General features: G+C 67.1%; 19 protein-coding genes. 6 read left to right on the top strand and 13 right to left on the bottom strand.

Annotated features, from left to right (window positions below):
• Positions 1–530: ATP-binding cassette domain-containing protein (locus MEICH_RS24925; protein ID WP_476695755.1), on the top strand; the 530-nt coding region annotated here is incomplete at its 5' end.
• Complete coding sequence (locus MEICH_RS0112520) at positions 527–1168, top strand: thiamine diphosphokinase (protein WP_027892907.1); 642 nt, start codon at positions 527–529, stop codon at positions 1166–1168. The genes MEICH_RS24925 and MEICH_RS0112520, both read left to right, overlap by 4 nt.
• Before the next feature lie 276 nt (positions 1169–1444).
• Here MEICH_RS0112520 and MEICH_RS0112515 read toward each other — a convergent pair whose 3' ends face one another.
• Complete coding sequence (locus MEICH_RS0112515) at positions 1445–1936, bottom strand: hypothetical protein (RefSeq protein ID WP_027892906.1); 492 nt, start codon at positions 1934–1936, stop codon at positions 1445–1447.
• A gap of 140 nt (positions 1937–2076) precedes the next feature.
• Between MEICH_RS0112515 and MEICH_RS0112510 the strand changes: the two genes are divergently transcribed.
• Both MEICH_RS0112510 and MEICH_RS0112505 read left to right on the top strand, forming a co-directional pair.
• Positions 2077–2307: a hypothetical protein gene (locus MEICH_RS0112510; protein WP_027892905.1), complete on the top strand. Its 231-nt coding sequence runs from the start codon at positions 2077–2079 to the stop codon at positions 2305–2307.
• Between the two features lie 3 nt (positions 2308–2310).
• On the top strand, positions 2311–3354 hold the full coding sequence (locus MEICH_RS0112505) for a C39 family peptidase (protein WP_027892904.1): 1044 nt from the start codon (positions 2311–2313) through the stop codon (positions 3352–3354).
• An 8-nt stretch (positions 3355–3362) separates the two neighbouring features.
• On the opposite strand, the gene MEICH_RS30470 is transcribed toward MEICH_RS0112505, so the two are convergent.
• The 3 genes from MEICH_RS30470 to guaB all read right to left on the bottom strand — a co-directional run bounded on the left by MEICH_RS30470 (position 3363) and on the right by guaB (position 5687).
• Positions 3363–3494, bottom strand: coding sequence for a hypothetical protein (locus MEICH_RS30470; protein ID WP_275052617.1), 132 nt, complete (start codon positions 3492–3494; stop codon positions 3363–3365).
• Between the two features lie 77 nt (positions 3495–3571).
• Positions 3572–4129: a hypothetical protein gene (locus MEICH_RS0112495; protein WP_169730668.1), complete on the bottom strand. Its 558-nt coding sequence runs from the start codon at positions 4127–4129 to the stop codon at positions 3572–3574.
• A 46-nt stretch (positions 4130–4175) separates the two neighbouring features.
• A complete protein-coding gene (guaB, locus tag MEICH_RS0112490; RefSeq protein ID WP_051304138.1) occupies positions 4176–5687 on the bottom strand; it encodes an IMP dehydrogenase in 1512 nt (503 codons plus the stop codon).
• A 188-nt stretch (positions 5688–5875) separates the two neighbouring features.
• Between guaB and galE the strand changes: the two genes are divergently transcribed.
• Positions 5876–6880 (top strand): UDP-glucose 4-epimerase GalE, encoded by a 1005-nt coding sequence (gene galE, locus MEICH_RS0112485; RefSeq protein WP_027892901.1) that lies wholly within the window; start codon positions 5876–5878, stop codon positions 6878–6880.
• Positions 6881–7161: 281 nt separating this feature from the next.
• On the top strand, positions 7162–7974 hold the full coding sequence (locus MEICH_RS0112480) for a hypothetical protein (RefSeq protein ID WP_027892900.1): 813 nt from the start codon (positions 7162–7164) through the stop codon (positions 7972–7974).
• A 206-nt stretch (positions 7975–8180) separates the two neighbouring features.
• Here MEICH_RS0112480 and MEICH_RS0112475 read toward each other — a convergent pair whose 3' ends face one another.
• From MEICH_RS0112475 to MEICH_RS0112440, 9 genes are all read right to left on the bottom strand, one after another.
• Positions 8181–8681 carry a DUF4384 domain-containing protein gene (locus MEICH_RS0112475; protein WP_027892899.1) on the bottom strand — a complete coding sequence of 167 codons (501 nt, stop codon included), beginning with the start codon at positions 8679–8681 and terminating at the stop codon, positions 8181–8183.
• A complete protein-coding gene (locus MEICH_RS0112470) occupies positions 8678–9907 on the bottom strand; it encodes a hypothetical protein (RefSeq protein WP_157202765.1) in 1230 nt (409 codons plus the stop codon). The genes MEICH_RS0112475 and MEICH_RS0112470 overlap by 4 nt, the downstream gene beginning before the upstream one ends.
• A gap of 3 nt (positions 9908–9910) precedes the next feature.
• Positions 9911–13552 (bottom strand): CHAT domain-containing protein, encoded by a 3642-nt coding sequence (locus MEICH_RS0112465; protein WP_027892897.1) that lies wholly within the window; start codon positions 13550–13552, stop codon positions 9911–9913.
• A 203-nt stretch (positions 13553–13755) separates the two neighbouring features.
• Positions 13756–14241, bottom strand: coding sequence for a hypothetical protein (locus MEICH_RS24920; protein WP_051304136.1), 486 nt, complete (start codon positions 14239–14241; stop codon positions 13756–13758).
• Between the two features lie 446 nt (positions 14242–14687).
• Positions 14688–16904 (bottom strand): WD40 repeat domain-containing protein, encoded by a 2217-nt coding sequence (locus tag MEICH_RS28750; RefSeq protein WP_157202763.1) that lies wholly within the window; start codon positions 16902–16904, stop codon positions 14688–14690.
• Between the two features lie 118 nt (positions 16905–17022).
• Positions 17023–17688 carry a V-type ATP synthase subunit D gene (locus MEICH_RS0112455; protein WP_027892896.1) on the bottom strand — a complete coding sequence of 222 codons (666 nt, stop codon included), beginning with the start codon at positions 17686–17688 and terminating at the stop codon, positions 17023–17025.
• 93 nt (positions 17689–17781) lie between these two features.
• A complete protein-coding gene (locus MEICH_RS0112450; protein WP_027892895.1) occupies positions 17782–19182 on the bottom strand; it encodes a V-type ATP synthase subunit B in 1401 nt (466 codons plus the stop codon).
• A 13-nt stretch (positions 19183–19195) separates the two neighbouring features.
• The gene (locus tag MEICH_RS0112445) at positions 19196–20932 is read right to left on the bottom strand and encodes a V-type ATP synthase subunit A (RefSeq protein WP_027892894.1); all 1737 of its coding nucleotides are present in this window, start codon (positions 20930–20932) and stop codon (positions 19196–19198) included.
• Positions 20933–21034: 102 nt separating this feature from the next.
• Complete coding sequence (locus MEICH_RS0112440; RefSeq protein ID WP_218022872.1) at positions 21035–21349, bottom strand: V-type ATP synthase subunit F; 315 nt, start codon at positions 21347–21349, stop codon at positions 21035–21037.
• Position 21350 lies beyond the last annotated feature (1 nt).

Genomic DNA, 21350 nt, shown 5'->3' with positions numbered 1-21350 from the left:
TGGCCCCCGGCCCCGACCTGCTGCTGCTCGACGAGCCGCTGGGGGCCCTCGACCGCCGGCTGCGCGAGGCGCTGATCCTCGAGCTGCGGGCCCTGCTCGCGGGCGGCGGCCCCACCGCCGTCGTGGTCACCCACGACCAGCAGGAGGCCTTCCTCCTGGCCGACCAGGTCGCGGTGATGCGCGAGGGCCGCCTGGCCCAGGTGGGCTCCCCCGAAGCCCTCTACCACCGCCCCGCCGACGCCTGGGTGGCCCGCTTCCTGGGTCACCGCAACCTGCTCACGCCGGAGCAGGCCGAGCGGCTGGGGCTGCCCCCTCGAGCCCACCTTCTCCCCTCGGCCGCGCTGGGCGTGGGGGAGGGAGTGGGCGCGCGGGTGCTCGAGCGCCTGTTCCTGGGCGAGCGCACCGGCTACTGGCTGGACTGGCAGGGGCTGCGCCTGTACCACGAGACCCCCGACGGCCGCTGGCGCGAGGGCGAGACCCTGCCCCTCAGCCTCGACCTCGGCCAGGCCGTGCCGCTGGAGGGCGCATGAGCCGCTTCGCCGTCCTGCTGGGCGGCCCGCTGGTGGTCACCCCCCGGCTGAGGGGGCAGCTCGAGGCCGGGACCGGCTGCCGGGTGATCGCCGCCGACGGCGGCATGGCCCACGCCGAGGCCCTGGGCCTCCCCGTGGAGCTGTGGGTCGGGGACTTCGACTCGAGCCCCCCCGAGCTCCTGGCCCGCTACCCCGCCGTGCCCCGCGAGGCCTACCCGCCCGAGAAGGACAAGACCGACGGCGAACTCGCCATCGCCGCCGCCCGCTCGAGGGGCGCCGCCGAAGTGCTGCTGCTGGGCGCGCTCGGCGGGCAGAGCGACCACAGCTTAGCCCACCTCACCCTGGCCCTGGCCCTGTCCCGCCAGGGCTTGAAGGTAATGCTCAGCAGCGGCCTCGAGGAGGCCCACCCCCTCCTGCCCGGCCCCCACCGCTTCGACCTCCCCCCCTCCACCTCCTTCAGCCTCGTCCCCCTCGCCGACCTGCACGGCCTCGACATCCAGGGCGCCCGCTGGGAACTCACCCAAGCCGCCGTACCCTTAGGCGACAGCCTCACCCTCTCCAACCACGCGACCAGCCCCCATGGCCTGAGCATCAGGCTAGGCCAGGGCTATGGCGTTTTAATCGCACGATTCGGGTAGTAAAGCTGGTGGCTGGTGGTTCGTCAAGGGTCAAGGCGTACAGCGAAGACGTAGGACACACGTCTTGCGTTTTGCGTCTTGCGTTTTGCGTCTTGCGTTTTGCGTCTGGCGTTTTGCGTCTGGCGTTTTGCGTCTGGCGTTTTGCGTTTTGCGTCTTGCGTTTTGCGTCTTGCGTTTTGCGTTCGGCGTTTGGCGTTTGGCGTACGACGTACGACGTAGGACATACGACACAGGAGTACGACCCGCGCCCAGCGTTCAGCTACCGCCCATCAACCCCTACCCCACCACCCGGTTAAACGCGTCCAGGAACAACCCCAGCCGCTCGCCCAGGCTCTCCTGCTCCCGCAGGGCGGCCTCGAAGGCCAGGGGTTCCATCACCAGGTTGGGCAGGCGGAACCAGCCGAGGTAGTAACGGCCCGCCAGGCCGGGCTCGGGCAGCCTCGAGCGCTCCGTCGGGGAGAGCAGCCGCTCGAAGGCCTCCGGGCTGCTGAGGACGGGGTGGGTGCTGGGCGTGACCCGGCCCAGGAAGGCCTTGAGGGTGCCCGGGTTCGACCAGAAGCCGTAGTTGAGGTCGTCGGTGAGTTCTTCGATCTGGTTGAGCAGGGTCGGGTCCCCCTGCCGGGCCACGAGCTTGCGCACGAGTTCGCTGCGCTCGAGGCGTAGGGCCGCATACTCGGAGAGTGAAAACAAGGGCGGAATGCGTTCCCCCAATTCAGATCGCAGCCGGTGAGCCACGACGTAGTCCTGATACTCCCGATAGGGGTCCACCCCGTTATTGTGCGACATTAAAACCGCATTTGAACAGGCCCACTCCCTCCACCCATCCTTTACATTTTCTGCCCCAGCCCACCCCGGGAAATGTGCCCCGGCTCGAGACGGTGCCGGGGTCTTCTTGTAGCCTGGGGCTCATGGATACCCGGGGCTGGGTCCTGCGGGCGGTGGAGCGCCTGCGCTTCGCCACCGCCAACGATATCCAGCGCTGGCTGGACGAGGAGGGCGAGAGCCTCTCGCGCCTCGAGCTCGCCCGCGCCCTCGAGGCCTTGCTCCAGGAAGGGCGGCTCGAGCTCAAGGGCGACCTCTACCGCCTCAGCAACAGGTCCGGGAGCAAACGGGCCTTCGACGAGCTGTTCGGAGATTAAGCCATGCGAACGGTAATTCTCTTGTTCACCCTGCTGGGCTTGGCCTGTGCGGCCGAGCTACCCCCCAACGTCTTCCTGCAAGGCGCGCGCCACGAGTACCAGCGCTTCAACAACTGCGGCCCCGTGACCATCGGCATGGCGATGAGCTTCTGGGGCGGGCGCGACACCCAGTACCAGATCGCCCCGGTGCTCAAGCCCAACAAGCAGGACAAGAACGTCGGCCCCGAGGAGATGGCGGCCTATGCCCGTGCCCAGGGGTTCAGGGCGCACCACGGGGTCGCGGGCAACACCGCCCTGCTCAAGCGCCTGATCGCGGCGGGCTTCCCCGTGATCGTGGAGACCTGGTTCGTCACCCCGGACTCCGGCGGTATGGGGCACTACCGCCTGCTGGTCGGCTACGACGACAAGAAGGGCATCTTCAACGCCTTCGACTCCTACTACGGCCCCAAGGTCACCCTGCGCTACGGCGACTTCGACGGCCTGTGGCAGGTCTTCAACCGCACCTATCTGGTGGTCTACACGGCCAAGCAGGCCCCCAAGATCGAGGCCATCCTGGGGGAGCGGCTGAACAGCCGTGCCCTCTGGCGGCTCTCCCTCGAGCTCGCCCGCGAGGAGACCCAGGCCCAGCCTTCCAACGCCTTCGCCTGGTTCAACCTGGGCACCAGCCTCCTGCGCGCCGGCGACGCCAAGGGCGCGGCCCGCGCCTTCGACCGCTCCCGCAGCCTGCCCCTGCGGCGGGACTACGACCCGGGCCGCCCGGGCAACGCGGTGTCCAACTGGCCCTGGCGCATGCTGTGGTACCAGTTCACCCCGCTCGAGGCCTACCACCGGACCGGGCGCTATCAGGACGTCATCGCCCTGACCAGCGACGTGCTCGGGCGCGTCAGCGACCACGAGGAGTCCTACTACTGGCGGGCCATGGCCCGGGCCGCGCTGGGCAAGACCCAGGCCGCCATCGGCGACCTGCGGGCGGCGCTGCGCTACAAGCCCGGCTACAGCCAGGCCCGTGAGGCGCTCGAGAAGCTCCAGAGCCAGGCCGGCCGGTGAGGGAACCCTCAGGCGAGCAGCAGGGTTGAGTGGTGCGAGACGGGGCCCTGTACGGCCTGCTGTTCGGCGAGGTGGTCCATCAGCCCGTACACCAGGATTCCCAGCCAGAGCAGGGATAAAAGCCACATCAACCGGCTCATGGGCGAAGGCTAGAACCCGGGGCTGAGGTCGAACTGAATGGCGGCTGAACCTCCGCGGGACGACCCGGCGAGCCGCGCTAGCGCGGCTCGAGGTCGGCCTCGAGGGAGTAGTCGTCGGGGTTGAACATCAGCTTGAGCACCACCGGGCGGCCCAGCATCCCCGAGGTGCTGAAGCGGGTCACGAACTGCACCGGCACGTAGACCGTGCGGGTCCTCAGCGGCCCGATCCCCAGCTCGCCGCTGCCGCACAGCAGGGTCACGGCCTGGGCGTAGCCGCGGGTGTCGCCCGCCCGGCTGGCCCGCCCGGCCTGGGCGATGAGCGCGCGGGCGGAGGCCGAGTCCCGGGCCGCGTTGAACTCGGACAATTCGAAGACAAAGCTCTCGGAGAGGATGCCCTGGTAGGTCCAGGTCTGGCACGCAGGGACCGTGCTCGAGAGCACCCCCGAGGCCCGGGCATAGATGAGAAAGGTCTCCCCCACCGCCGCCTTGCTGTACAGCCGGTAGTGGTGCCCCGCCTTGCCCTCGCTGAAGTACACCACCCGGCTTCCCGGGGTTTCATAACGCCCTAGCGAAACCGTTCCCTGGGCTATAGCCGCCGCAAGAGCAGCCCAGATCACCCACGATAAACGCTTCACGGCATGGTTGTACCACGCCGGGGCCCGGCCCCGCACCCGCGCGGGCTCAGCGCGAGTAGTTGGGCGCTTCCTTGACCACCACCACGTCGTGGGGGTGGCTCTCGATCAGGCCGGCGTTGGTGATGCGAGCGAAGCGGGTCTGGGTGCGGAAGGCTTCGATGTCCGGGGTGCCGCAGTAGCCCATGGCCGCGCGCAGGCCGCCCACCACCTGGTAGAGCACGTCGCCCACCGGGCCCTTGAACGGCACCATGCCCTCGATGCCCTCGGGGACGAGCTTCTTGGCCTCGGTCTTCTCGCCGCGGCCGGAGTCTTGGAAGTAGCGGTCGGCCGAGCCCTGGCGCATGGCCCCCAGCGAGCCCATGCCCCGGTAGAGCTTGTAGCGGCGGCCGTCCTTGAGCACCTCCTCGCCCGGGGACTCCTCGGTGCCCGCCAGCATCGAGCCCAGCATCACGCTGTGGGCGCCCGCCGCCAGGGCCTTAGCCACGTCGCCGGAGTACTTGATGCCCCCGTCGGCGATGACCGGCACGTCCAGGCCCTCCAGGCCGCGCACGGCCTCGAGGATCGCCGTGATCTGCGGCACCCCCACCCCGGTCACCACCCGCGTGGTGCAGATCGAGCCCGGGCCGATGCCCACCTTTACCGCGTCGGCGCCGTTCTCGGCCAGGGCGCGGGCGCCCTCGGCAGTCGCCACGTTGCCCGCGATGACCTGGACCCCGTCGCCGTAGCGGCCCTTGAGGCTCTGCAGCGCCTGCAAGATGCCCCGGCTGTGGCCGTGGGCGCTGTCGAGCACCAGCACGTCCACCCCGGCCTCGACCAGGGCGGCGGCCCGGTCGTCGAGGTCCTTGGAAACCCCCACCGCGGCCCCCACCAGCAGGCGGCCCTGGGAGTCCTTGGCGGCGTGGGGGTACTTGCGGCGCTTGCTGAGGTCCTTCAGCGTCAGCAGGCCGCGGAGCTTGCCCTCGCCGTCGACGAGGGGCAGCTTCTCGATCTTGTGCTGGCGCAGCAGCTCTTCGGCCTCCTCGAGCGTGGTCCCGGGCGGGGCCATGACCAGGCGTTCGAAGGGGGTCATGACCTCGGAGACCGGGCGGCGCAGGTCGCGCTCGAAGCGCAGGTCACGGTTGGTGACGAGGCCGAGCAGCTTGCCGAAGAAATCGACCACCGGCAGCCCGCCGATCTTGTACTCGCGCATCAGGCGCTCGGCGTCCTCGAGGGTCGCGGTGGGCGGCAGGGTCACGGGGTCGTGGATCATGCCCGCCTCGGAGCGCTTGACCTTGCGCACCATGGCGGCCTGCTCCTCGACGGAGAGGTTCTTGTGGATGACCCCCAAGCCGCCCTCCCGGGCCATGGCGACGGCCATCGCCTCCTCGGTGACGGTGTCCATCGCCGCCGAGAGCACCGGGATGTTGATCCATAACCGTCGGGTCAGCCGCGTGCGGGTGGCGACCTCCTTGGGCAAGACCTCGGAGTACGCGGGGATGAGCAGCACGTCGTCGAAGGTGAGGGCCTCGAGGGCGATTTTTTCGATCCTGCTGGCGGGTTCGGGAGCGGTCCGCAACATATTCCCAAGAGTATAGCAGCGCGCCGGAGCCGATCGTAGTACCATTTCCCGAGTCGGGTACGCCAGGGGAACAGACCGGCCAGGACGGCCCTCCCCGCCAAAAGCTCACTGCAAGTGAGCGCAATCTATCGAAAGTCATCGAAGGTAATCGTAAGCAAAAGAAACTGTCTTCGTGTATACTGGGCCACATGAAAGTTCTGATCACGGGTGGAGCAGGCTACATCGGCAGCACGGTCGCCAGCGCTCTGGAGGACACCGGGCACACCCCCATCATCCTCGATTCGCTCGTCACCGGCCCCCGCGAGTTCGTTCGCGGGCGCGTCTTCTACGAGGGCGACATCGCCGACCGCGGCCTGCTCGAGCGGCTCTTCCGCCAACACCCCGACATTTACGCCACCATCCACTGCGCCGCCCTGATCGTGGTCCCCGAGTCGGTCGAGCAGCCCTACCTCTACTACCGCGAGAACGTCTGCAAGTCGCTGGAGCTGTTCAAGAACCTCGAGGAGCTGGGTTATCCCCGCGTGGTCTTCAGCTCCTCGGCCTCCATCTACGACACCGTGCCGGGGTTCAGGGTCACCGAAGATTCCCCCCTCAAGCCCAACTCCCCCTACGCCCGCACCAAGTACATGATGGAGATGGTGCTCGAGGACCTGGCTCGAGCCACCCGTCTGCGCGGGATCGCCCTGCGCTACTTCAACCCCATCGGCGCCGACCCCCAGATGCGCTCCGGCCTGCACGTGCGCGAGCCCTCCCACGTGCTGGGCCGCCTGGTGGACACCGCTCTGGGCAAGATCCCCTACTTCCAGATCACCGGCACCGACTACCCCACCCGCGACGGCACCGGCATCCGCGACTACATCCACGTGTGGGACCTGGCGATGGCCCACGTCCGGGCCGTCGAGCGCTTCGACGAGGCGCTGGCTAAAACGGGCAACCCCTACGAGGTCATCAACCTCGGCAGCGGCCACGGCAACACCGTGAAAGAGCTCGTGTCGGCCTTCGAAAACGTGTGGGGCTCCCCCATCAACAAGCGCGAAGCCCCCCGCCGCCCCGGCGACGCCGCCGGAGCCTACGCCAACGCCGACAAAGCCTGGGAATTGCTGGGCTGGAAGACCGAGCTGAGCCTCGAGGACGGCATCCACACCGCGCTGGAGTGGGGAAAGCGGCGCAAGGAAGTGCTAGGGTACGTGTGAACGGGAGGCGGTAAGCCGTCAGCTATCAGCTTTCAGCCGTCAGCGGAAGGCTAGTAGCCCGTGGCTCGTGGTGACCCCTCCCCGTCCCTCCCCGCCCGCGGGGAGGGGGTATCCCCCCAGCCCCCCTTGCTAAGGGGGGTGACACGGCGTCTTGCGTTTTGCGTTTGGCGTTTGGCGTTCGGCGTTTGGCGTTTTGCGTACGACGTAGGACCCGCGTTCGGCCATCGGCTATCGGCGTTTAGCGCTTGGCGTTTGCCGCACGGCCTCCATACAATTCCCCTGTGCAGGCCCTCCCCCACCCCGATCTCCCCACACAAGCCTCAGAGGGCTCGGTGCTCAGGGCCAGGGCCATGCAGGGGTATTTGCTCGAGCTGCGCTCGGCGCTCGAGGTCTACCGGCCCATCCCCAGCATCCACCTGATGGTGCTCAACCTCGAGGACTGGAACGCACGGGCGCGCAACCCCTACGGCTTCGCCTTCCAGCGAACCAGCCCCAGCGGGGGGTTGTTCGTCTTTCTCCCGGCCCGCTACCCGGAGCGGCTGCTGTGGCGCCTGCGCGAGGTGCTTCTCCCGGCGGCCAAGCAGGCCGGGATGCCGGGCAAGGTCGAGGAATTCCTCGACCTCAACCTGGGCCACGAGTACGCCCACGCGGTGGCGGTGGCCTGGGGCCTGCGCACCCGGGTGCGCTGGGTGGACGAATTCCTCGCCAACTACCTGTGGCTGCTGGCCCTCTCCCGCACCAACCCCGACTTCTTCCACCTGGCGAGGGCCTGGGGCCGCACCCTGACCCACCTCACCCCCAGCGACCCCCAGCTCGGCAGCTACGAGCGCAAAAAACCAGGCTTTGCCGACCAGCTCTGGTTCCAGGGCCGCTTCACCACCCTCGCCGCCGAGCTGGCCGAGAAACACGCCGACCAATTGCTCAAGGGGCTTCTCGAGGCCGCCCCCCTCAAACGCTCCACGGTACACAAGGTGCTCGTAGGCCTCGAGCCCGGCTTCAAGCAGTGGTTCGCGGAATTCTCCCCCAGCAAGCAGAAGGCAGCCCTACCCGACGGACAGGCCGTGGAGTGGGAAAACCTGGGCCAGGAGGGATGACAGCAAAGAAGCCGCAAGCCGTCAGCGGGAGGCTAGTGGCTCGTGGTTTACCCCTCCCCGGCGCCGGGGAAGGAATATCCCCCCCAGCCCCCCTTGCTAAGGGGGGAACAAGGCGTTTCGCGTTTTGCGTCTTGCGTTTTGCGTATTGCGTTTTGCGTCTCGCGTACGACGTACGACCCGCCCCAGCGCCCGGCCATCGGCCACTCTCAGCGAATCACCAAATACGTCTCAGCAACGTCGAACACCGTCGCACCGCTCGAGCGGATGTAGGCCGCCGTCGCCGCATCGCCGTCGCGGGCGCTCAGCGCGCTGGGGCCCTGGCGGTCGGTGAAGATCACCCGGACGCGCTGCCAGCCGGCGGGCGGGCTGAGGCGGTACTCGCTGGGTCCACCGGGCGGCGGGAGCACCTGGTCCCCGGCGGCCAGGAAGTAGCGCCCCAGCAGGCGGGGGGTGCTCTGGGCGTCGAGGTCCAGGCTGATCACCGCCACGTGGCCCTGGCGGTCGAGGTTGAGCACGAAGCGCACCGCCTCGCCCACCCGGTAGGCGGCACCGGCCCCCTTCCCCGGCTCGAAGCGCTTGATGACCTGGGTGAGCTCGAGGCCGTACTGCCCTTTGAACCACGTCCCCAGGTCGCCGGAGCGCACGGTGACCACGCTGGGGCCGCAGCCGGCCGCCGCCAATGCCAGGACGATCGCTAGCACCCTCATTCCACCCCTCCTGTCCGGTAGACGCGGCTGTTGTTGCCGGGGTCGGCGTCGTTGGGCGAGACCAGGGTGAAGCGGACGGGCAGGCCCAGTCCCTCGGGGAGGTACACGGCCACGGTCAGCTCGAGCGTGGCCCTGGCCGCGACCTCGGTCTCGCCCCGCAGGCTGCTCTGGGCCCGGAGCACGGCCGGAGTGCGCCCGCTGAGCGACTCGACCCGCACCTCCCGCAGCCGCGCGGCAGCGTTCCCCTGGTTGTAGGCCACCAGCCGGAAGAACAGCGTGGCCCCGGCCCCGGTGGTCGCCCGGTCGCGCAGTTCGACCGAGCGGATGAGCAGGTCGGGCTTGGGCGCCTCCTCGGCCTGGTCGGCGATGACGAGGGCGGCGAACACCGCCAGCAACCCCGCCGCGATCCAGGGGTCGGCGCGGGGAGGGCGTTCGACGAGCTTGTCGTCGGCGGCCCGATCGAGGATGCGGTTCATCCAGGGCTGGAGGTCGAGCGCCTCGATGAGCTTGGGCAGTTCGGTAAGGGGGTAGCTGGCGCCCGGGCTCAGGCCGGCGATGCTCCCGGCGACGAAGGGAGGCATGCTGAACCAGAACTGCCCCTTGCTCACGCGGGTCGCAGCGCCCAGGGTCTGGTTGTCGAAGTCCTCGACCCGCCGGGCGAGGGTGCTGCCCTCGTAGACCTGCAGCAGGCTGAGCTGGCGCTCGGGCAGGTAGGTGAGGGCGACCCAGGTGCCCTCGAGCTGCACCTGGGCGCTGGGGGTCTCGACGATGAGGTTGCTGCAACTGTTGCGGAAGGCCGCGCTGCCCCCGCTCACGCAGGCGAAGTTGCCCTGGCTCTCCTTGCGGCACGAGCTCAGGGTCAGGCCGCTGGACTGGAAGAGGAAGATCACGCTCTCCTGCCCGGCGGCGCTGCGGCACTGCGGGCTGTCGAGCTTGATGGCGGCCTCGCCCCGCTCGTCGGTGGCGACGCGGCTGCCCTGGACCAGCGGGCGGAAGTCCTTGAACTCGTCCCCCGCCCGGAGCAGGGGCTGGCTGAAGTCGAGGCTGGTGGAGAAGAACACGTTGTCGCGCTCGAGCTTCATCAGCGAGGGCACCCGCAACAGCCCTGGGGTGACGCTCACGTTCTCCACCCCCGCCCACAGCCGGGGGGTGCACGTGGGGGCGGGCGGGACGGCGGCAAGGGCCATCCCCAGCCCCGCGACTGCTCCGATCACGACGCGCAGCATGCCTTACCTCCCTTCCCTGGGCCGGCCCCTCGAGGCCCTGGGCCAGGCCCAGCGCAGGCTCAGGTGCAGCCCGGCGGCCAGGGCCAGGCCCACCAGCGCCGCGTCCAGCAGCGACAGGCCGTCAGGCCAGCGCAGCAGGGCGTAGAGCCCCACCTGGCAGAGCTCCTTGGCCCAGGTCACGTAGGCGTCGCTGGGGGTGAAGACCAGCGGCAGGGCCTGGGTGCCGGGGGTCTGCACCTGGACCAAGGTGTTGCCACAGGGGTAGGGCTCGAGGCCGCCCGGCCCGTCCAGGTACAGCCACTGCGCGGCCACGAACGCCAGCACGGGCGGTAGCCAGCGCAGCAGCCCGGCCCGCCAGCCCGGCCCCGCCCCGGGCAGGAAGGGCCACAGGCTCACGCTCAGGCCCAGCCCGGCCAGGCCGCTCAGGGCCAGGGTCTGGCCCAGCCGCTCCATGGGCAGCCCGCTGAAGACGCTGACCACCGTCTGGCCGAGCGCGAAGCCCAGCGCCCCCAGCCCCAGCAGCCAGAAGCCCTGCATGCGGGTGGGCGGGGAGCGGGGCAGGAGGGGCTGAAGCTGCAGCACCCGCCCCAGCGCCAGCCCCAGCACGCCCAGCGCCCCCACGATGGCCCCGAAGTAGCCCACCAGCCCCACGATGCCGCCCAGCCGCAGGGTGTTGTTGGGGAAGCCGGTGAGCACCCGCAGCAGGGCCAAAGCCGCGGCCGCGCCCAGCGCCCCGCCCAGCACCAGCCACAGCAGCGGCCGGCGGTCGCGGATGAGGCGGCGCTTGACGCGCCAGTACCAGATGGCGAGCTGGACGTCGGGGCGCAGCTTGGCGTTCTGCCGCTCGAACTCGGGGTCGGCGTCGGCCAGCAGGCCGCGCAGCTCGGCCCGCCGCCAGAGCTGGCGCCACCAGCCCTTGAGCTCGTCCAACGCCTCCTCGAGCCTCCCCAGCAGCACGGCCTGCTGGGGGTAGGGCACCTGCAGGGCCATGGCCGCGGTGTAGCGGGCGATCATCCGCCGCTCGCTCACCGCCGCCTGGCTCAGGGTGCGGCTGTAGTGGGTGGGGAGTTGCAGCACCTTGCGGGCCTGCTCGAGCCGGTCGGCGGGGGCGGCGGGCTGCTCGAGGGCCGTGAGCAGGGCCGGGCCCTGCCCCTGGCGCAGCACCTCCACCCAGGGGGCCGGGTTCTCGTCGTGGGCGACCGCGGCGCGCAGCAGCAGTAGGGCCTGTTCGGGGGTGTAGGCGAGCTCGCGCCCCTCGGCGGCCAGGTAGCGCAGTTGCCGGGGGCCCGGCAGGTAGTCGGGCTGGTTGAGCCAGGCCTCCCAGACGCGCTCGAGGGTCTCTTGCACGTCCACGTCGAAGCCCTCCCCGGCCACCCGGCTCAGGTAACGCCGCACCGCCCGCCGCACCGCCGGGCTGGCGAAGGCGTACTCGTAGCCCTGGGCGGTGCGGCGCTGGGCGAGCACGGCCCGCCGGATCAGCGACTCGAGCAGCTCCTCGGCGGCTTCGCCGGCGAGCAATTGCTCGCGGCCGAGCCAGTGCTGCACCGGCTGGGCGGCCAGGCGGCGCAGCAGCCGCTGGACCGGCTCGCGCTCGGGGCCGTACTCCTCGAGCATCTGGCCCACGAAGCCCGCCCGGATGGTCTCGGCCCCGCCGAGTTGCCGGTACAGCTCGGCCCCCATGCGCCGGTCCTCGCTGCCGAGGGCCGCCTGGTAGAGCCGGTAGGCCACCACCTGCAAGTCGGCGGGCATGACGTGGCCGGGGGCCGCGGGGCTGAGGGCGTCGAGGTCCTCGAGCAAGGCCTCCTGGAAGCTCCGCCCGTCGAGAGCGACGCGGGAAAAGGGCTCGAGCTCGAGCGGGGCCCGCAGGGCCTGCCGGGCCGCCTCGAGCTCCAGCGGCTCGAGCGCGTAGCCGTGGGCCAGCAGTTCGTCGGGCACCCCCTGGCGCAGGGGCTCGAGCTCCGACTGGCGGGCCACCAGCAGCACCCGCAGCCGCTCCGGCGCCGCCGCCAGCCCCTCCCGCAGCCCGTGCCAGAAGCTCTCGCGGCGCTCCCGCGGCGCCTCCAGCAGGCGCTCGAGCTGGTCGAAGATCACCAGGAGGCCCTTCTGCTCCCAGGCCTGCAAGGACTGGGCCCACTGCGCGGGCTGCTCCCCCTCGAAGGGCAACCCGGCCTGCCGGGCGGCCTCGGCCAGCAGGTCGCGCAGGCCCTGGCGGCTCTCCATGTAGTTCTGCACCTGGAGCACCGCCCAGCCCTCGTCCACGAACACGGGGGCGATCCCGGCCGCGGCTAGCGAGGTCTTGCCCACGCCCTCGCCGCCCTGCAGCAGCACCACGGGCCGCTGGCGCAGCAGCTCGAGCAACTCCGCCGCCTCGCGTTCCCGCCCGGCGAAGAGCACGCGGTCGCGCAGGCCGTAGGGCGAGAGCCGCTTGTAGGGCAGCGCCTTCGGCGGCAGCAGGGCCTGCCAGCGGGCGGCCACCTCCCCGGCCCCCACGGGCTCGCGGGCGTAGGCCACGTACTCGCCCGCCGCCAGCTCGCGCAGGACCACCCCGCTGGGGACCTCGAGCCTCAGGCTGCGGGCGAGGGCCAGGTGCAGCACCGGGACCCCCCACTCGCCCGGCCGCACGCCCTCCTGGGTGGCGTGGGCGCGGTACAGGGCCCGCCGGGCCTGGGTCAGGGCCTCGTCGAGCACCCGGCCCTCGGCCAGGCCGGCGTAGAGCTCCCGGCTGAAGATCAGGGCCGCGGCGTCGGAGAACACTGACTGCATCGCGACCACCGCGGGCACCCCGGCCCCGACCAGCCCGGCCGCCACCCCGCCCCAGGGGTAGCGCCGGGCCGGGCGGGCGCTGTGGCAGGCGCTGAGCACCACGAGCCTGACCTTGCGGTGGCGCAGGGTCAGGGCGAGGGTGCGGGCCTGCACCGGTTGGGGCTGGCCCTGGGGGCCCACCAGCACCACGTAGCCCGCGTCGTCGCGGAAATCGCCGTGCCCCGCGAAGTGCAGCACGTCGGCGGGGGCCTCGAGCTCGCGCTCGAGCGCCTCGAGGCTGGGCTGGCGCAGGGGCTCGAGGGCGTAGCCCCACACCTCCGCCAACCCCCGCTCAATGTGGCCGAGCTCGCGCTCGAGGTCGAGCTCCTCCCAGCCCCCCTCGGCGGGCGAGGCCAGGGCCACCAGCACCTTGCGCTGGCGCGGGGCGTGCTCGAGCGCCTCCTCGAGGGTGCCGAGTTCGCCCTGCTGGGGGCTCATCCGCACCAGCGAGACCCTGGGGTCGAGCGCCAGGAAGCCGGCGTCGCCGGCGTAGTCCGGCCCGTCGAGGCAGACGTACTCCCAGGGCAGGGCCGCCCAATCCGGCGGCAGGCGCAGTTGCAGCCGCAGCCGGCCGCTGCTGCCCAGGCGCTCGAGGTGCTGCCGCAACAGCTCCCCCAGCCCGGCCGGGAACAGCAGGCCGTAAAGTTCCCGCCCCAGGCGGCCCAGGTCGTCGAGGCTTTGGGCCTGCTGCGCCCGCTGCAGCCAGGGCTCGGCGTCGCCCGGGGCCGCCACCACCGCCTCGGCGGTGGCCCCGCCCTCGCCCCCGGTCAGGCTGAGCCGGTGCCGCCCCGGGGGCTCGAGCCCCACGCGCAGTATGAGGTCCTGGTAGTCCCCTTCTCCCATCGTTCCGAGCCTCCCCGCCGCCGCTGCGGCGGCCTCGAGCACGAGCCGACCGGCCAAAGGGCGCAGGGGAAGACAGCAAGAGACGGTCCTCGAGGGGTTCCTCGAGGACCAGTGTAGGCCAGCTTCGTTACTTCGGCGTTACGCGGGCGCGCCCGCGCCGCCGTGGGGGGTGGTCCCCGGTTCAGCCGGGGCCACGCCGGGGGTTACAGGTAGACGTTGATGCCGAATTTGCCGGTCAGGGCGAAAGTGCTGGAGCTGAACTCGAAGAGCGGGTTCAGTTCGACAAACCAGCTCCAGTTGCGGGCCACGAAGCTCTCATAACCTACCGCCCCCTGGAGGGCGAACCCGGCGCTGCCACCACCCAGGAACAGGAAGGGGCCACCGCCGAAATAGACGGTGTCACCGGTCGCGTTGAGGGGGTAGAGCACGTCCGCACCCAGGGTCATGCCGAAGCTCCCGCCGCTGATGCTCAGCGAGGCGGCAGCGCGCAGGTCAAGCGCGCCGATCAGGCGCTCGAAGCCCACAATCCCGGACAGGCCGAGGCTGAAGCCGGGCACCAAGCTCAAGCCCGCACCAGTACCGCTCGGCAGGCCGAAGAAGCTGGGTGAGGATACCCCGATCCAGTTGCGTTGGGCCGAAGCCATGCTGAAGAGGAGTACAAACAGGGCCAGGACAGCGAATTTTCTCATGTGTTTTCCTCCAGGCGGCATTCTAACGCTTTCTTTCGCCCGTGTGAAAGACTTTTAGCTTTAAGGAAGGCTCATAGTGGGCCTCGAGGCCTTAATGTTTCGTAGTGGACGGCTATTGATGCCAGATTTGGTTGGTTCGCCACCGAATGGTGACGCCGCCCCGCCTTGGCGGGGCGGCCGACCGAAGTTATCCGCGTGGCGGAGGGCGGTACCGCCCCTTGGAAGGGAGACGTTTGCTTCGCCGACCGCCAGGGAGGGGTGTGCTCTGGGATTCAAAAAGATAGCCTCCGGGGGTCTTTAGTTTGGATGATTATCTTTTTGAATCTAGTATGGGACCGTCTGGGAGGCTACCTGCCGGGTGGGCACGAAAAAAAGCCCCGCAGGTGCGGGGCTTCGCGTCTGCTCCGGCCTACAGACCCGCGCCCTTCTCGAGCCGAATGAATATTCTAGGGTGAGTTGTAACCAACGCGATAAGCTTCGACAGTACCATTTCCATCGTTCTGCCATCCAAGCAAAGCTAATGTTCCGTCAGGAGAAATGGCTACGGTTGCACCATAGCGTGCACTACCTTGAACCCTCCATAGGTTTTGCCCGCTATAAGCCGAATACACAAGTACATCCGGATACTTACCTGCCAAGATCCGCACACCGTCAGGTAGGAAAGCGGCATAGTCTGAGTTAATGCCTTCAGAGTTAGAGGCTAGCGGATTCCCTGTAGCAGCGTCTAGCACACCATGTTTTGTTGCCAAGAGTTTCCCATCAGGACTCCAGGAAATCCAGAGCCCACTAGCAAATATCTTCTTTAGTTCCGATCCTGTTGCTCCATCGAGAATTCTTATATTTTGCCCATCACCCAAGGCGATCTTGCTAGCGTCTGGGCTCCAGTTAGGCACACCCTGAATAGAGCTGCCATTCAGTTGAAGGTTTATGGTATTGGAAGTGGAGTCACTGGGGCTCCAAATAATTAGCCTGTTATCATAAGTCGACATCAGTATTTTCCCATTGGATCCCCAATGAATACCTCCGATTCCTGCTTCTGTCAAATAGCTATTTGATTCAAATCCCGTAAGCGCATTAATAACATGTACCTTCTTATCCTGGTCACTATAGTACACAAGATCTTCACCAGTTGGGCTCCAGTCGTATATGGTATTGGCACCCAGATTGTGCGCAATTAACGGATTTCCAGTTTGCGTATCGATGATCTGAAGTATCCCGTCTTTTACGATGGCGAGTTGCTGACCCGATGCGGAGAATGGATGTTGGCTGAAGTATCCGCCATTAGGTTTTTCCCACACCTTTGTAACCTTGAGCGGGTTGACATCTATTGTCAATTTCTCGGTAACACTACCCCTAGGATTAGTCAAAGTCAAACTATATTCAGTTGTTGAGGTTGGCCAGAGGGTGATCTCACTCTGACCAGTTACGCTCACCACCAACTGATAAGGAGGGTTATACGGTGTGAGGGTTAAGTATCGAGGTTCCGATCCAGAGGTCTGCCAAGACAGAACCGCTGGATCACCAGCATTGACAACAGTACGGTTAGCCTTAAAGGAGGTGATCTGGGGGGGGAAGTAGCATTTCAGATAGAGAGGCAGCCAAGCATCTTGGCCAGCATGGCGAAATATCAATGATGAACCCTGGTCTCCTTCGTTCGATAAGCAAGTCAGCTCAAATTCGACTTTCGAAGTACCCAGTGGGGGAACAACTCCCGATCCTCCAGACACAAGTGCTACCTGTTTGGCATCGGGTGCGGGTCTAATAGCGTAACTCACTGGAGAGTTATTGGGGTTCTTGAGTTCAAGCGTACCCGTTACCTTGCCACCGGGTTCTGCTAATAGCGGCGGGGGTATAGTAGGGCCTTCAAGTGGCAGCTGGCCCACTATAAGCGGAGTTGTAGTCACTGACATGTTAGCTACCTTAGGTGGAACAGTTGTTCTGTCCCTAGACACAGTAGCATTCCAGCTAGCCGCAATTAGCCAGAGCTCATAACGTTTACCGTTATCTAGATTCAGGCTACCCGAACTAAACCCTACCTGGTTATCTATAACAGCATCAGCGTAGACAAACTCTTGTGCGGTCAAGTCATAAATCAGGTAAATATAAGACTCGGCTCCCGGTACTTCGTCCCAGATTGCGCTCAAGGCACTGTTGCTTGCTCTAGCTGAGAGGTTTTGTGGTATGCCTAGCGAGGCGTCAGTGAGGCTAACAGTCGCTTTCTTCGATACTCCTCTGTACTTCGCCTCGAGCTGATATTCCCCCAAACCCAGGCTTGGCAACAGAATAAAATCATCCCACGCGAGGTTCTCGGCGTAAACCAACGGGCTGTCATATTCGCCTGAAGAACCAGAAACCATGATCTCTACATCGGAGGCCGGGGGTTTCCCATCAACAAGAAAAGAAACCCAGAAGTTTACCTTCTCTGTTGTTTCAGCTATAAACAATGATTCTTTGTGACCCTTGAGCCTTCTGACGACCCCCTCCCATTTCTCCTTCATTTGAGAGTAGGAGTTTTTCGAGGTACCGAATACGGCCGGATCGAAGTTCACACTGCCAATCCTCACCTCAAAGCTGATTTGAGGGGAATCAGAATCGGAGCCAGAACCGGGATTGCAAGCGTTGAGAGTGACCCCTATAAACAGACCTAGGAAGAAACGCAGCATCAAGTTAGTCATACTGATCACTTCAGATAGCTCTCACTTGTGCCTGATAGTACAGGAATGCCAAAGAGCAATCAAGAAAAATCACCCCTTTTGGGGTGATTCGGATAACTTAGGACAGCTACAGACCCGCACCCTTCTCGAGCCGCGCCGAGATGATGCCCTGTTCCTGGGCTTCGCGCTGCTCGAGCTTGGCCTTGATGCGCTTGAGGGTGGTCACTTCCTCCAGCGCGCGCTGGTCGAGGGTGTCGGAGATGAACTTGATCTGCTCGTTGATCTCGGGGATGGAGATCTGCTCGAGCGCGTTGACGCGCCGGTTGGTCTTCTTGATCTCCTCGCCGATACGGCGCAGGCGGTTCTCGGTGTTGGCGACCTCGATGACCGCCTCGGCCAGGGCGCGGAAGGCGCCGGCGGCCTCGAGGGTCTTGGAGCCCACGCCGATGGGGCTGAAGGCCAGCCCGCCGCTGCCCTCGGGGGTGCTGATGCGGGGCACCTTCACGCCGTAAAGGCTCTCGACCTCCATGTGCACGCTCACCGGAGCGCCGGAGAGTGACTCCACCGCCTCAGGGGTGTCGAAGGCCTTGGCGATGAGCAGGCTGAAGTAGGCGTCCTTGGCCGCCTTGTTCAGGGCCTCGCGGGCCTTGAGCGAGTCCTGCACCAGGGCGAAAAACTCCCCGATCAGGGCGTCGCGCTTGTTCTTGAGCAGGTCCGCACCCTGCAGGGCCAGGCGGCGCTGGTCGCGCTTGGCCAGGAGCGTCGATCGTGTGGGTGAGACTTGTTCAGCCATGTGCACCTCCGGTGCGCCCAACGCCCGACGCCAAACGCCTAACGCCTTTGGTTCTGGCGTTCGGCGTTCGGCGTGTGGCGTTCGGCGGCATCCCTACACTCCCACCAACTCTTCCAGCTTGCCCGTCTTCTGGTGGAACTGGTCGATGTAGTCCTTGCGGATGCGCTTGAGCTCGGAGGCCGGGAAGTCGGCCAGGAGGGCCCAGCCGATGTTGAGGCTCTCCTCGATGGAGCGCTCCTGCTGGCCCTGGTTGATGAACTTCTTCTCGAAGTTGTCCGCGAAGCGCAGGTACTTCTTGTCCATCTCGGTCAGGGCGTCCTCACCGGTGATGGCCACCAGGCGGCGCAGGTTGATGCCGCGGGCGTAGCTGGAGAAGAGCTGGTCGGCGAGTTCCTTGTGGTCGGCGCGGGTCTTGCCCTTGCCGATGCCGTTGTTCATCAGCCGCGAGAGGCTGGGCTGCACGTTAATGGGCGGGAAGATGCCCTGCTGCGCCAGGTCGCGGGCGATGAAGATCTGGCCCTCGGTGATGTAGCCGGTGAGGTCGGGGATGGGGTGGGTGATGTCGTCACCGGGCATCGAGAGGATGGGGATCTGGGTGACCGAGCCCTTCTTGCCGTGCACCACGCCGGCGCGCTCGTAGAGCGAGGCCAGGTCGGTGTACATGTAACCGGGGTAGCCGCGGCGGCCGGGGATCTCCTCGCGGGCCCCGCCGATCTCGCGCAGCGCCTCGCAGTAGTTGGTCATGTCGGTGAGGATGACCAGCACGTGGTAGTCGTGCTCGAAGGCGAGGTACTCGGCGGCGGTGAGGGCCATGCGGGGGGTGAGCAGGCGCTCGACCGTGGGGTCGTCGGCCTTGTTGAGGAACAGCACCGAGCGGCTCAAGGCGCCCGTGCGCTCGAACTCCTGCAGGAAGTAGCTCACCTCGCGCTGGGTGATGCCCATCGCGGCAAAGACCACCGCGAAGCCCTCGCCCTCGCCGAGCACCTTGGCCTGGCGGGCGATCTGGGCGGCGAGCTCGTTGTGGGGAAGGCCCGAGCCGGAGAAGATAGGCAGCTTCTGCCCGCGCACCAGCGTCATGTTGACGTCGATGGCGCTGACGCCGGTCTGGATGAACTCCTCGGGCTTCTCGCGGGCCACCGGGTTGATGGGCGCGCCGTTGATGGGCAGGCGCTTCTCGGCCACCACGGGGGGCAGGCCGTCGATGGGGCGGCCGATGCCGTTGAAGGCGCGGCCCACCATCTCCTTGCTCACGCCCAGGCGCGCCACGTCCTCGACGAGCGAGACGGTGGTGCGCTCGAGGTTGAGCCCCGAGGTCTCCTCGAAGACCTGGAGCACGGTGTACTGGTCGGAGACTTCGATCACCTGGCCGCCGCGCACGCGGCCGGTGCCGTCGTCGATGTTGACGATCGCGCCGTAGGCCAGGTCCTTGGCCCCTTCGAGGAACAAAAGCGGGCCCGAGACGTAGGTGACGGCGGTGTATTCTCTCTTAAGCATCTACCACACCTCCTCAAGCCTTGACGCTGCCCAGGAAGGCGTGCTGAACCTGGGCGTCGAATTCGGCCTTATAGGCGGGGAAGTCGGCCTCGGGCACGTAGCGGGCACGACCCATCTTCTCGATGATGGGGTCGCCCAGGAAGTCGGCGATGGTGGCGCCACGGGCCAAGGCGGCCTCCCCTTGCTTGTACAGCGCGATGATCATCTGCATCATGCCGTAGGCCTTGGCCATCGAGCACGAGGCGTCGACGGGGTCGTAGCCGTTCTGCTGCAGGAAGTCCTCGCGGGCGATGCGGCCGATCTCCAGGCTCAGGCGCTCGGCGTCCTGCAGGGCGTCGGGGCCCACGAGCTGGACCACCTGCTGCAGCTCGGCCTCGCGCTGGAGCATGGTGATGATCTGGCCGCGCACCTCGGGGTAGTCGGGGGCCACGTTCTGGCGGTACCAGGACTCGAGGATCCCCAGGAAGAGGCTGTAGGAGCGGGCCCAGTTGATCGCCGGGAAGTGGCGGGCGCGCGCGAGCTGGGCGTCGAGGGCCCAGAAGCCGCCGGTGATGCGCAGGGTGGACTGGGTGACGGGCTCGGAGAAGTCACCGCCCGCCGGGCTCACCGCGCCGATCACCGACACCGCGCCGGTCTCCCCGGCCAGGGTCGTCACCTTGCCCGAGCGCTCGTAGAAGCTCGACAGGCGCGAGGAGAGGTAGGGCGGGTAGCCTTCTTCGGCCGGCATCTCCTCCAGGCGCGAGGCGATCTCGCGCAGCGCCTCGGCCCAGCGGCTGGTGGAGTCGGCCATCAGCGAGACCTTGTAGCCCTGGTCGCGGAAGTACTCGGCGATGGTGATGCCGGTGTAGAGCGAGGCCTCGCGGGCGGCCACGGGCATGTTGGAGGTGTTGGCGATGAGGATGGTGCGCTCCATCAGCGGGCGCCCGGTCTGGGGGTCCTCGAGCTCGGGGAACTCCACCAGCACGTCGGTCATCTCGTTGCCGCGCTCGCCGCAGCCGACGTAGACGACGATGTTGGCGTCGCCGAACTTGGCGATGGACTGCTGGGTAACGGTCTTGCCCGAGCCGAAGGGGCCGGGGATGGCCGCCGTGCCGCCCGCCGCCAGCGGGAAGAGCACGTCGAGGATGCGCATGCCGGTGAGGAAGGGCTCGTTGGGGTCGAGCTTGCGGGTGAAGGGGCGCGGCTTGCGCACCGGCCAGAAGTGGGCCAGGCGCAGCTTGGTGCCGTCCTCGAGCTCGGCGATGGTGTCGTCGATGGTGTACTCACCGGGCCCCACGATGCTGGTGATGCGGCCGGCCTTGTCCGGGGGCACCAGGATCTTGTGGGTGAAGCTGAACTCGGGCACGGTGCCCAGGACGTCGCCGCCCTGCACGCTGTCGCCCACCCGCTTCATGGGGGTGAAGCTCCACTTCTTGGTGCGGTCGAGCGAGCTGACCTCGATGCCGCGCGAGATGTAGATGCCCGAGACCTCCTGGATCTTGTCCAGCGGGCGCAGGATGCCGTCGAAGATCCCGTTGAGCAGGCCCGGCCCCAGCTCGAGCGCCAGGGGCAGTTGGGTCGAGACCACCGGCTCGCCCACCTGCAGGCCGTTGGTGTCCTCGTAGACCTGGATGAAGCATTCGTTGCCGTCCAGGCGGATGATCTCGCCCACGAGCTTCTCGTTGCCGACGCGCACGATGTCGTACATCTTCGCGCCCTCGAGCCCCTCGGCGATCACCGCTGGACCTGCGATTTTCTTGATGACTCCCACTGTGTTCCTCCTTGTCGGTGGAGTCTCGCTGATAGCTAATAGCTTATAGCTCGTAGCAAGGGCTTTGTTCTAGCTATTGGCGATTAGCCATCGGCCACTGGCTTATAGTTTGATGTCAAACCCGATGGTCTGCCGCACCAGTTGGCGCATGTAGAGCTTGGCGTCGCCGCCGCCGCTGAAGGCCTCGAGCAGGTTGGGAAGCGAGAGCAGCACCGGGGTGCTGCGGCCGCGCATGATGCGCTCGACCGCCCGGTTGGGGTCGGGCAGCAGGCTTTCGTCCACGGCGATCAGGGCGTAGGCGTTCGACTGCACCATCTCGGCAAGCTTGCGGGCGGCTTCCTCCTTGCTCGAGGTCACCGCTTCCAGGCCGGCTAAGCGGTAGCCGGAGGCGGTCTCGGCGTCGGTCAGCACTCCGATC

Origin of the sequence: Calidithermus chliarophilus DSM 9957 (genome assembly GCF_000430045.1) — a bacterium.
Classification (GTDB): domain Bacteria; phylum Deinococcota; class Deinococci; order Deinococcales; family Thermaceae; genus Calidithermus; species Calidithermus chliarophilus.
The sequence above is the reverse complement of the archived record's forward strand: the minus strand, read 5'-3'. Positions and strand labels throughout refer to the sequence as shown.

Coding starts and splice junctions, on each gene's coding strand:
- MEICH_RS0112520 (WP_027892907.1), top strand. CDS start 527: ATGAGCCGCTTCGCCGTCCTGCTGGGCGGCCCGCTGGTGGTCACCCCC.
- MEICH_RS0112450 (WP_027892895.1), bottom strand. CDS start 19,182: ATGCTTAAGAGAGAATACACCGCCGTCACCTACGTCTCGGGCCCGCTT.
- guaB (WP_051304138.1), bottom strand. CDS start 5,687: ATGTTGCGGACCGCTCCCGAACCCGCCAGCAGGATCGAAAAAATCGCC.
- MEICH_RS30470 (WP_275052617.1), bottom strand. CDS start 3,494: ATGAGCCGGTTGATGTGGCTTTTATCCCTGCTCTGGCTGGGAATCCTG.
- MEICH_RS0112475 (WP_027892899.1), bottom strand. CDS start 8,681: ATGAGGGTGCTAGCGATCGTCCTGGCATTGGCGGCGGCCGGCTGCGGC.
- MEICH_RS0112505 (WP_027892904.1), top strand. CDS start 2,311: ATGCGAACGGTAATTCTCTTGTTCACCCTGCTGGGCTTGGCCTGTGCG.
- MEICH_RS28750 (WP_157202763.1), bottom strand. CDS start 16,904: ATGCTGCGTTTCTTCCTAGGTCTGTTTATAGGGGTCACTCTCAACGCT.
- galE (WP_027892901.1), top strand. CDS start 5,876: ATGAAAGTTCTGATCACGGGTGGAGCAGGCTACATCGGCAGCACGGTC.
- MEICH_RS0112455 (WP_027892896.1), bottom strand. CDS start 17,688: ATGGCTGAACAAGTCTCACCCACACGATCGACGCTCCTGGCCAAGCGC.
- MEICH_RS24920 (WP_051304136.1), bottom strand. CDS start 14,241: ATGAGAAAATTCGCTGTCCTGGCCCTGTTTGTACTCCTCTTCAGCATG.
- MEICH_RS0112470 (WP_157202765.1), bottom strand. CDS start 9,907: ATGCTGCGCGTCGTGATCGGAGCAGTCGCGGGGCTGGGGATGGCCCTT.
- MEICH_RS0112510 (WP_027892905.1), top strand. CDS start 2,077: ATGGATACCCGGGGCTGGGTCCTGCGGGCGGTGGAGCGCCTGCGCTTC.
- MEICH_RS0112465 (WP_027892897.1), bottom strand. CDS start 13,552: ATGGGAGAAGGGGACTACCAGGACCTCATACTGCGCGTGGGGCTCGAG.